The sequence below is a fragment of the Xanthobacter pollutisoli genome, from assembly GCF_040044995.1.
Taxonomy (GTDB): domain Bacteria; phylum Pseudomonadota; class Alphaproteobacteria; order Rhizobiales; family Xanthobacteraceae; genus Xanthobacter.
Genome location: NZ_JBDZDP010000043.1, coordinates 1 through 10,778, shown reverse-complemented (window position 1 = coordinate 10,778; position 10,778 = coordinate 1). Strand labels below are relative to the sequence as shown.

Genomic DNA, 10,778 nt, shown 5'->3' with positions numbered 1-10,778 from the left:
GCTCAGCGCCCGGAGGCCCGACGCAAAAAATCCCGTTCCACCACCAATTGGCCGATCTTGGCATGGAGCTGGTCGATCTCGCTCTCGCGGACGGCATCGGCAGCTTCCGCCTTGCCGGAAAAAACCGCGGCCATTCCCTCGACGGCCTGCTTCTTCCAGGCGTTGATCATAGTCTGGTGGACGCAGTGCTTGGCGGCCAGATGCGCTACCGTCTGCTCCCCGCGGAGCGCCTCAAGGGCCACCTTCGCCTTGAACTCCGCTGAATATCGCTGCCTCTTCCCGGTCATCGGGCTCGTCCTTCCGTCAGGCCGAACCAAGCTTAGCTCCCTGTCCGGGTTGCGGGGACCACCTCAGCGCCGAACACTGGGCCGTCATCGCCTCGCTGGTCGAGACCTGCAAGCTCAACGGCGTCGACCCCCAGGCCTACCTCGCGGACGTCATCACCCGCATCGTCAACGGCCACCCCAACAGCCGCACCGACGACCTCTTGCCATGGGCCTATCCCGCACAGCCAGCCCTCAGCAACGTGGCATGAAGACGACGCTTACTCTACATCGTGTCGGATGCCTTCACGGATCGCCGCCGCTTCCGGGTGCTGGCCGTTGTCGACGACTTCAGCGGGGAATGCCGGCGCTGGAGGCCGACACCTCGCTGTTCGGCCTTCGGGCGACGCGCGAGCTGGACGCGCTCATGGCCATCCGGGGAAAGCCCTCGGCCGTCGTCTCGGACAACGGCACCGAGTTAACCTGGATGGCGCTGCTCAAATCGTACCAGCATACGAGCGTCCAATGGCACTATATCGCTCCGGGTAAGCCCATACAGAATGGCTTCGTGGAGAGCTTCACGGCCGGTTCCGGGACGAATGCCTGAATGAGACCCTGTTCCGAACCTGGTGCAGGCCGCGCCACCATCGGCTCATGGAAGGAGCGAACCGATCTCCTCACGGATCCGCGCATTGCTAAGTTGCAGCGCGGCAGAATCCTCCATAGAGATTTCATCACATCAGAGATCCCAGTGAGCTGACTTTTCGATAGCGTCGGAGCATCGGCGTGGCTACCTGGGCATGAAAGGGTATGGGTCATGCGCGTGTCAATGATTGGAGCGGGTTATGTAGGACTAGTTTCGGGCGCATGTTTCGCGGATTTTGGCCACACCGTTACGTGTGTCGACACGCAAGCTGGAAAGATCGCCACCCTCCAGCGGGGCGAAATTCCCATCTTCGAGCCGGGGCTTGCAGATCTAGTCGCGGTCAACGTGAAGGCGGACCGCCTGCTTTTTACCACGAACCTTGAGGACGGCGTAAAGGGGGCCGACGCTGTGTTCATCGCGGTGGGCACCCCCTCGCGCCGCGGCGACGGCCATGCCGACCTCTCATATGTCTATCAGGCCGCCCGCGACATCGCCCGAGCGATCCGCCAATATACCGTGGTGGTAACCAAATCGACCGTGCCGGTCGGCACCGGCGATGAGGTGGAGCGTATCATTCGCGAGTTGCGGCCGGATGCCGAGTTCGCTGTCGTGTCCAATCCGGAGTTCCTGCGCGAGGGCGCCGCCATCACCGATTTCAAGCGACCGGACCGCATCGTCGTCGGGACTGAGGACAAGCGCGCCAAGGAGGTGATGACCGACCTTTACCGGCCGCTCTATCTGAACCAGGCGCCCCTGCTCTTCACCTCCCGCCGCACCGCGGAACTGACGAAGTACGCGGCCAACGCCTTCCTCGCCACCAAGATCACCTTCATCAACGAGATCGCCGATCTGTGCGAGAAGGTGGGCGGCAACGTCCAGGACGTGGCACGCGGCATCGGCCTCGACAATCGCATCGGTTCCAAGTTCCTGCATGCCGGGCCAGGCTATGGTGGCTCCTGCTTCCCGAAGGACACGCTGGCGCTCATCAAGACCGCGCAGGACCATGGCGCGCCGACCCGCATCGTCGAGACAGTGGTCGCGGTGAACGACCAGCGAAAACGCGCCATGGCCCGCAAGGTCATCCAGGCGCTGGGCGGCTCGGTGCGGGGACGGACCATCGGCATCCTCGGGCTCACCTTCAAGCCCAACACCGACGACATGCGGGACGCGCCCTCCATCGCCGTCATCACTGCCCTACAGGACGCCGGCGCCATCGTGCGCGCTCACGACCCCGAGGGCGTCGAACAGGCCCGGCTCGTGCTGACCGACGTCACCTACGTGGAGAGCCCCTACGAGGCGGCGACGGGGGCGGACGCCCTCGTCATCGTCACCGAGTGGGACGCCTTCCGCGCGCTCGACCTGAACCGCATCCGCGCGCTGATGGGTCAGCCGGTGGTGGTGGACCTCAGGAACATCTACCGTTCCGACGAAATGGCTGCGCTCGGCTTCGACTATTCGAGCGTGGGGCGCGAGCTGTCTCCCGGCTGAGACCTTCTGCCGCGACCCGGCTAGCGCCCGCCTTGCGACCGAACTCCTGCCGGGGTTTCCCGGCGGGGGGAAACCCATTAGAAGCCATGCCATGACCGCATTCACTCCGCTTGCCATCCCGGATGTCGTCCTGGTCCAGCCGCGCCGCTTCGGCGACGCCCGCGGCTATTTCTGCGAGACCTATGTGAAGCCGCGCTACGCCGCCAACGGCATCGGGACGGACTTCGTGCAGGACAACGAGTCGCTGTCGGCCGAGACGGGCACCGTCCGGGGCCTGCACATGCAGGCGCCCCCCTTCGCCCAGGCTAAGCTCGTGCGGGTGCTGAGTGGCGCCATCTACGACGTTGCGGTGGATGTGCGGAAGGGCTCTCCTTCCTACGGCCGATGGGTGGGGGCGCGGCTCGCCGCCGAGGGTGGCGAGCAGCTCTACATTCCTCAGGGTTTTGCTCACGGCTTTTGCACCCTCGCGCCGGACACGCGCGTCGCCTATAAGGTGGACGCGGTCTACGATCGGGCGAGCGAGCGCGGAATCATCTGGAACGATCCCGAACTTGCCATCGACTGGACCTGCGGCGTCGGCGAGAAGATCCTCTCGGACAAGGATCGCATCCTGCCCCGCCTCAAGGACTTCGACAGCCCGTTCGCCTATCAGGGCACGGCGAGCGAAAGGTAGCTTTATGCGGGTGCTGGTTACAGGTGGGGCGGGCTTCATCGGCTCGGCGGTGGTGCGGCACCTCGTGGGGCTCGGCCACCATGTCCTCAATTTCGACAAGCTGACCTATTCCGGGAATCTCGCCTCCCTCGCGCCGGTCGCGGACAGCCCTCTTTACGCCTTCGTGCAGGCCGACATCTGCGACGCCGCCGCCGTGCACAGCGCGCTGGACGCCTTCAAACCCGACATCGTGATGCACCTCGCCGCCGAGTCGCATGTGGACCGCTCCATCGACGGGCCGGGCGCCTTCATCGCCACCAACGTCGTGGGCACCTACACGATGCTGCAGGAGGCCCTGCGCTACTGGCGCACGCTGCCCGAGCCGCAGGCGGAAGCCTTCCGCTTGCACCACATCTCCACCGATGAGGTGTTCGGCAGCCTCGGCGCGGAAGGGCTGTTCCGGGAAGACACGCCCTACCAGCCGAACTCGCCCTACTCCGCCTCCAAGGCGGCCTCGGACCATCTCGTCCGGGCGTGGTTCCACACCTATGGCCTGCCGGCGGTGATATCGAACTGCTCGAACAATTACGGGCCTTACCATTTCCCCGAGAAGCTCATCCCCCTCGTCACGCTGAACGCGCTTGAAGGGGCGGAGCTGCCGGTCTACGGCACGGGCGAGAACGTGCGGGACTGGCTGTTCGTGGAGGACCACGCGGAGGCGCTGGTCCTCATCGCCACCAAGGGCCGCCCCGGCGAGCGCTACAATGTGGGCGGGGCCTGCGAGCGGCGGAACATCGACGTAGTGCGCACCATCTGCGCCATCCTCGACGATATCGTGCCGGATGCCGCCATCGGAAAGCGTGAGCGGCTGATCCACTTCGTCACCGACCGGCCCGGCCATGATGCGCGCTACGCCATCGACTTCTCCAAGCTGAACGCCGAGCTGGGCTGGTCGCCGCGCGAAACGTTCGAGACCGGGCTTGAGAAGACCATCCGCTGGTATCTCGCCAACCGCCCGTGGTGGGAGCCGCTGCGCCAACGCTATCAGGGCCAGCGGCTGGGGCTGGACAAGGCGCCGGCCGCCGGCGCCAAACTGGGGCTCGCATCTTGACGCGCATTCTTCTGTTCGGAGCCGGCGGGCAACTCGGACGCGAGACCGTCGCGTTGGCTGCCGAGCGCGGCATCGATCACATGGCCCTCGGCCATGCCGAACTCGATATTTCTGATCCGGTCGCCGTCGCGCGCGCGCTCGAGGCGGCGCGGCCGGATGCGCTCATCAACGCCGCCGCCTACACCGCCGTGGACAAGGCCGAGAGCGAGCCGGACCTCGCCGCCCGCATCAACGCCTTCGCACCCGGCCTCATCGCCGAGCGCTGCGCGCGCTATCGCACGCCGTTCGTCCATGTCTCCACGGACTACGTGTTCGACGGCACCAAGCGCGGCGCCTATGTCGAGGCGGATCCCGTGGCGCCGCTCGGCGTCTACGGCCGCACCAAGGCCGCCGGCGAGGCGGCGGTGCGCGCCGCGAACGAGCGCCATGTGATCGTGCGCACCTCGTGGGTCTACGGCGCCCACGGCAACAATTTCCTGACGACCATGCTGCGCCTCGCCGGCGAGCGCGACCAGTTGCGGGTCGTCGCCGACCAGCGCGGCTGCCCCACTGCCTCGCGCGACCTCGCCGAGGCGGTGCTAGCCGCGGCGCTTGCGGCCGCCAAGGCCGATGCCCGCTGGGGCACCTACCATTTCGCCGGACGCGGCGTGACCACCTGGCACGGCTTCGCCAGCGCCATCGTGGCGGCGGCCGAACCTCACACCGGCCGCAAACCGGAAGTGGCCCCCATCACCACGGCCGAATATCCCACGCCGGCGAGTCGCCCGAAGAATTCGGAACTGGCCAGCGACCTGTTCGAGCGCACCTTCGGCGTGCGCGCGCCTCCGTGGGAGGAACGCACGCGCGAGGTGGTGAACGCGCTGCTTGCCAAGATTTCTCAGCCGGTGTCCCCCGAGCACGAGAGGGCCACCGCCGCCGCAACTCCCGCGCCCGCCATTCCTGCGCCGCAACCCGAGGAAGCATCGTGAAGGGTATCATTCTGGCCGGCGGCTCCGGCACCCGACTTCACCCCATCACGCTCGTCGTCTCCAAGCAGCTGCTGCCGGTCTACGACAAGCCGATGATCTATTATCCCTTGTGCACGCTGATGATGGCGGGCATCCGGGACATCCTCATCATCACCACGCCGCACGATTCCGCGCTGTTCCAGGCGCTCCTAAAGGACGGCAGCCAGTTTGGCCTGAACCTCACCTATGCGGTGCAGGAGCACCCGCGGGGCCTCGCCGACGCCTTCATCGTCGGCCGCGCATTCGTCGGCAATGACCGCGTGGCGCTGGTCTTGGGCGACAACCTCTTCTTCGGCCACGGCCTGCCCGAGCTTCTGGCGGATGCGGCGCGGCAGGAGACCGGCGCAACTGTGTTCGGCTATCCCGTCCATGACCCCGAACGCTACGGCGTCGCGGAAATGGGAGCCGATGGCCGCGTACTGTCACTGGAAGAGAAGCCGAAGTTTCCGAAATCCAACCTCGCCGTGACGGGCCTCTATTTCTACGACAACCGGGTGGTGGACATCGCCGCCAACCTCGCTCCCTCCCCGCGGGGCGAGATCGAGATCACCGACGTCAACAAGGCCTATCTGGAGCTGGGCGACCTGCACGTCGCCATGATGGGACGCGGCTTTGCCTGGCTCGATACCGGCACGCCCGATTCGCTGGTCGAGGCGGCGCAGTTCGTGCAGATCATCGAGAAGCGTCAGGGCCTGCGCATCGCCTCCCCGGAGGAGGTCGCCTTCCGCGCCGGCTTCATCGACCGGGCGCAGCTGGAAGTGCGGGCCCGCGAGTTGGCCAAGTCGAGCTACGGCCAGTATCTGGCCCACATCGCCGAAGGCACCGCCTGACGCGCAGCCGCGCCTGGACTGGCACTTTTGAAGCTCGGCCGCATCCTGTAGGCTGCGGCGTCTTCCCTTGAGCTTCGCGTGGTCGTCCCGCCTCCCGGCGCGCATCCCGTTGTCGAAACCGGATTTTCCCAGATGAGCAATTTCAACGAAGAGACCGTCACCAGCGTGCACCACTGGACCGACACCCTCTTCTCGTTCACCTGCACCCGCGATCCCGGTCTGCGCTTCCTCAACGGCCAGTTCGCCATGATCGGCCTGATGGTGGACGGCAAGCCGCTGCTGCGCGCCTATTCCATGGCCAGCGCCAATTACGAGCCGGACCTGCAGTTCTTCTCCATCAAGGTGCAGAACGGCCCCCTCACCTCGCGCCTCCAGCATCTCAAGGTGGGCGACAAGATCCTGGTCGGGCGCAAGCCCACCGGCACGCTGGTGCAGGACAGCCTCTTGCCGGGCCGGAGGCTCTATCTGCTCTCCACCGGCACCGGCCTTGCGCCGTTTCTCTCGGTGGTGAAGGATCCCGAGGCCTACGAGCGCTTCGAGAAGGTCATCCTCGTCCACGGGACCCGGACCGTGGCGGAGCTCGCCTATGATGCGTTCCTCACAACGGACCTGCCGAACCACGAGATCCTCGGGGACGAGGTGCGCGAAAAGCTCGTCTATTATCCGACCGTGACGCGCGAACCGTTCCGCAACCGGGGCCGCATCACCGATCTGATCACCTCGGGCAAGCTCTTCTCCGACACCGGCATGCCGGTGATCTCGCCGGACGAGGACCGCCTGATGCTGTGCGGCAGCCCGCAGATGCTGAAGGACGTGGTGGACCTGCTCGACGCGCGCGGCTTTGCCGAAGGCAGCCAGTCGGCGCCGGGGCACTATGTGATCGAGAAGGCGTTCGTCGAGCGGTAGCCCGATATCGTTTAGAAGAAAGTCAAAAGCCGATGTCTTGCGGCAGCGCAATATTTAAGGTATGTATCTCTTCATCAAACCCGGAGGGCAATCCAATGGCTTACCGTGCGATGGCTCGTACAAGTTTCTACGCTGCGTGCGTTTCAGTCGCGCTCATGGGCGCGTCCGTGGCTCCTGCTGCGGCCCAGAGTCAATTCCAGAGTTATTTTATCAACATTCAGGCGGTTCGCTTCGTCATCCAGACGGACCGCAACCCCACGCGCGCCGCTAATCGGCTTGATCGCCTAAACACCCGCAATCCTGACCGGGCAGTCTCGGTTCTGAGCGCGATGTACGAGCGCGATCCGGACGCCACGAATGAGCTCCTTTCGAACTACATCGTGCGTAACCCGGAGGGTGCTGCGCAGCTCATTCAGGAGCTTCGTGGTTCGGGCGTGCCGGTCAGCCCGACCTGAGCGCTGAATCAGTCATAGGTTTGCTTCGCCCCTGGACCCTTGTTGAGAAATTGACAAGGGGCCAGTGGCTGTTTTTGTGGGGCGTTCATATTGTGTATCCTGACGGTTATAGTGGAACGAAGGCGGGTCCGCTCGATTTTGGCGTGTGAGGTCGTTCTGTGATTATACTGGCCGCGAGGTTAGCTGTAGGTGTTTTAGCTCTCGTGAGTCTCTTTTGGGTCTACCTTCTATCGCCAATCGCCGGTTATGGGCCGAACTCGGATCTTGTTACGGTTGGTCGAGGCCTTCAGTCCCTTAATACCTTTGACCAAGATCTGCTTGCGCGACTCGACCTCGAAGCTTCAGATAAACTTGCGCGATGGCCGTGCCAACCAGACGAATTGGAAAGCTTGGTACTTGTGCGCGTCGCGATGTCTGCTCCGTTTTTCCTCGTCTCCGGAGCCGAGGACAAGCGAGAAGAGGCGCTGGAGCGGGTCAAGGAAAGCGCGCGCTTATCACTAACCTGCAACCCTTATTCCGCGACGAGTTGGACTATGCTCGCATGGGCCGAGCTGTTGACCAGTGGTGATACGGACCTCGTCCTCACATATTTTGATATGTCCTATGCAACCGGACCTCTGGAGTTTCTCGCCGCGCTTCGTAGGGTTGAACTCGCGATCGCATTGTGGCACGAATTGGATGAGTCTCACAAAATAATGGTCGCTGATCACATGCGTCGCATTGTTGAGGCGCACGGATACATGTTCGCGGCAGGTTTTTATGCAGGCATGACCGACGACGCCAGGAAGCTCGTTCGGGACACGTTCGCTGAGCACCTTAACGAGGTGCAGCAAAAGCGGGTGGAAGCCGCCATCTGGCGCATGGATTTGTCAATCGATCTGCCGCTCGTCCCGCCACGCGGATCCAGACCTTGGCGCTAATGCCAAATCTTCTGACGTAGCATTGGTGATTGATGTCTGCGAATCCTGGAGAGAAGGCTGTAGAGGTCGAAGGGGACTCCCGCAGTTTTAATATCCGAAACGTCGTTGATCGTTTCGCTTACGGTCTCTTCCTCTTCGCAGCCGTCCTCGCGCCACTCCCATTCGGATCAAAGTCGCCGTTTTGGTTGATGGTTTGGACGACCTTTGCTGCGATCGCCCTCTTGCTTGCCGACGGCCGGCGCCTGAACGCGGGGAGCGCTCGGGTCTTTCTCTGCGTCTTTGTGGTGTTCCTAAGCTACCTGATCGTTGCTCTGGCGCAGCTTGCCACTCCTGCCACGCTCGCGCTTGAGATCTGGGGCCAGATGTGGCTGGCCCTCGGGATTGAGGGAGCTTCATATTCTGTGGCCGTCAAGGATGCACCATTCATCTTCCTATTGCGTCCGCTCCTTTGCCTGACCGTCTTTGCTGCCGCGTTGATTTTTTCCAGCGACGATGAAAAGGCCCGGTGGCTTTTGCGGTCTGTCGCGGCTGTCACCGTTCTTGGCGGGATCGTCGGCTTGGTCGCGCTCATGTTCGATATCAGAGCGTTGCGGCCGTTCGACCAGGGTGGCTCCCTCGTCGCATTCTTTGTCAGCAAGAACACCAGCGCAATCTATCTCGGCTCGGGGTTTCTCATCCTGTTCGCCATCCTCGCCCTGAAGATCCGCTCGGTCCTGCGTGACGGGGGCGAGGTGAGGTCGGTCAAGTCGGTGCTCAGCAGTTCCGAAAGCCGAATTCTGATGGTCTGTGCGGCGATTCTCCTCGTCCTGCTCCCGCTCACTTTGTCTCGCGCCGGACTCATTCTCACGATCGCCCTTGCGTCGCTCGCGTCGCTCACTCTATTTGCCGGCCAGGTCAAAAAGAAGCCCTGGGTCTTGCCGGTCCTGGCATTGGGGACCTTGGCAACTCTGTTCGTCCTGACCGGCAATCAGTTGCACGAGCGCTTGGTTAAAAGGGGATTGGAAGATCAGAATCGGGTTGCCGTGTATGAAATCATGGTCGAGTCGATCGGCGAGCATCCGCTTTTAGGCATGGGCCTCGGCACCTTTCGCAATGTTTTCCCGTCGTTGCGCACCGAAGAGCTCGGCATGAAAGGGATCTGGGATCTCGGTCACAGCACCCCGCTTGAATTGGCGTTTGAAGGTGGGCTGCCCCTGGTGTTCGTTGTTCTGGCTTTCTTCATTCTGTGCGGCGCGCTGCTCGTGCGTGGGATCAAGCGCCGGCCCGATGACCCTTATATTCTCGCTGCCCTGCTGGTCGGCCTGTTGGGAGCACTTCATTCGTGCATCGACTTTTCTCTTCAATTGCCCGGCTATGCTGCAGAATACATGGCACTAACCGGACTAGGCGTGGGGCGGGCCATGCTTCCGGCGGAGAGGGCGAGGCGATACATTCGGTCAAGCCGTAGGCGCCAGTCGACGTTGCCACGCGTGCCAAACTCGTAGTGAAGTTCCTTCCGGCCTGATTTTGGGGACCAGGATAGGAAGCGCATATGAGTTGCCCCCGGCTTTTATCCGGCGATGAGTTCACTCCGGCGGTGGGACTTGGCCTGTTTGGGCCGGACAGCGACCTATTCTACCCCAGCGCGACGCATTCCGGGTGCAAAGGCCACCACCGTGGGGGTGCGGAAGCGTCGACTGTGTTTCGGCATGGAAGATTGACCCCGTCGTGAGGGGGATCGGCATGTAAATATTCGGCGCCGATATGGGGTCAGGCTTCCGTACCGATTGACACGTCGACCGCAGGTGAGCTGGTTCGGAACGACGTCGAGCGGGCAGCGCGCGTTGGGCCGCAACGGGATCGTCATGCGCGCCCGCGTCCCCATGGCCCGCGTGAGACGCTCCTCGCGTTAAGGCGGAACAGGCGCTTGTGGTTGACCGTGAAGTCTTTCCGCGGAGAGCAATACATGCGACGCCGATCATCGAAACGCCGCCGCTCGTGGGCGATTGCCTTCATGCGCTCGCTCCGGGCGCCGTCATTGCTTCGCTGGTCTGGTATCGAATCGTCATGCAGTAGAAGCCGGCGGCTTTACACGCCCGGAGTTCGCTCATCCCGTTATGCCCAACGAGATGGGCGACGGCTCTGCGCTGGGCAGGGGGCGTAACCACTGCTATCCCAGCAGTACTTCAGCGCCACATTGTCGCACATGGCGTCGGCCAGCGTGCGGCTGAGCTTGGCGTTCTCATCTTCAGCGCCCGCAGCCGCATCGCTTCCGACACCTCCGTGCCGCCGAACCGCGCCGTCCAGTTGGAGATACTGGCGTCGCGGACCCAGTGCTCGCGGCACAGATCGGATACCGGCACCCCGGCCTCGTGCTCCTTCAGGACCGCGACGATCTGCTTCTGTATTCGGTCCGGTGTCGTCAACCCCGATGATGGCACGTCGCGGGTTCTTTGCTTCTGTCCGTGGTCGAGGATCGCCACATGATGGTGTTCGATGGAATGACCGGTTCAAGCTCTTC

General features: G+C 63.3%; 9 protein-coding genes and 4 pseudogenes. 11 read left to right on the top strand and 2 right to left on the bottom strand.

From position 1 onward, the window contains the following. Positions 1 to 287, bottom strand: a pseudogene (locus tag ABLE93_RS26215) (transposase); the annotation flags it as partial. A 53-nt stretch (positions 288 to 340) separates the two neighbouring features. On the opposite strand from ABLE93_RS26215, the pseudogene ABLE93_RS26210 reads away from it, so the two are divergent. From ABLE93_RS26210 to ABLE93_RS26160, 11 genes and pseudogenes are all read left to right on the top strand, one after another. Then, positions 341 to 535 (top strand): annotated as a pseudogene (locus ABLE93_RS26210) (transposase domain-containing protein); the annotation flags it as partial. Further along, a pseudogene (locus tag ABLE93_RS26205) lies at positions 536 to 890 on the top strand (integrase core domain-containing protein); the annotation flags it as partial. A gap of 190 nt (positions 891 to 1,080) precedes the next feature. Next, entirely contained in the window at positions 1,081 to 2,397 is a 1,317-nt protein-coding gene (locus ABLE93_RS26200; RefSeq protein WP_348842614.1) for a UDP-glucose dehydrogenase family protein, read from the top strand. Positions 2,398 to 2,488: 91 nt separating this feature from the next. Further along, a complete protein-coding gene (gene rfbC, locus ABLE93_RS26195) occupies positions 2,489 to 3,070 on the top strand; it encodes a dTDP-4-dehydrorhamnose 3,5-epimerase (protein ID WP_348842613.1) in 582 nt (193 codons plus the stop codon). 4 nt (positions 3,071 to 3,074) lie between these two features. Then, the gene (rfbB, locus tag ABLE93_RS26190) at positions 3,075 to 4,160 is read left to right on the top strand and encodes a dTDP-glucose 4,6-dehydratase (RefSeq protein WP_348842611.1); all 1,086 of its coding nucleotides are present in this window, start codon (positions 3,075 to 3,077) and stop codon (positions 4,158 to 4,160) included. Further along, complete coding sequence (gene rfbD, locus ABLE93_RS26185) at positions 4,157 to 5,128, top strand: dTDP-4-dehydrorhamnose reductase (protein ID WP_510183094.1); 972 nt, start codon at positions 4,157 to 4,159, stop codon at positions 5,126 to 5,128. The genes rfbB and rfbD overlap by 4 nt, the downstream gene beginning before the upstream one ends. Further along, on the top strand, positions 5,125 to 5,997 hold the full coding sequence (gene rfbA / locus ABLE93_RS26180; protein WP_348842610.1) for a glucose-1-phosphate thymidylyltransferase RfbA: 873 nt from the start codon (positions 5,125 to 5,127) through the stop codon (positions 5,995 to 5,997). Before rfbD ends, rfbA begins: the two co-directional genes overlap by 4 nt. A 132-nt stretch (positions 5,998 to 6,129) precedes the next feature. Next, complete coding sequence (locus tag ABLE93_RS26175) at positions 6,130 to 6,903, top strand: ferredoxin--NADP reductase (RefSeq protein ID WP_348842609.1); 774 nt, start codon at positions 6,130 to 6,132, stop codon at positions 6,901 to 6,903. A gap of 95 nt (positions 6,904 to 6,998) precedes the next feature. Next, entirely contained in the window at positions 6,999 to 7,358 is a 360-nt protein-coding gene (locus ABLE93_RS26170; protein ID WP_348842608.1) for a hypothetical protein, read from the top strand. Positions 7,359 to 7,747: 389 nt separating this feature from the next. Beyond that, the gene (locus tag ABLE93_RS26165; RefSeq protein WP_348842607.1) at positions 7,748 to 8,278 is read left to right on the top strand and encodes a hypothetical protein; all 531 of its coding nucleotides are present in this window, start codon (positions 7,748 to 7,750) and stop codon (positions 8,276 to 8,278) included. 32 nt (positions 8,279 to 8,310) lie between these two features. Then, positions 8,311 to 9,762 (top strand): O-antigen ligase family protein, encoded by a 1,452-nt coding sequence (locus ABLE93_RS26160; RefSeq protein WP_348842606.1) that lies wholly within the window; start codon positions 8,311 to 8,313, stop codon positions 9,760 to 9,762. 287 nt (positions 9,763 to 10,049) lie between these two features. Here the strand turns inward: ABLE93_RS26160 and ABLE93_RS26155 are convergent. Continuing rightward, positions 10,050 to 10,683: pseudogene (locus ABLE93_RS26155) on the bottom strand (transposase); the annotation flags it as partial. Positions 10,684 to 10,778: the final 95 nt, after the last annotated feature.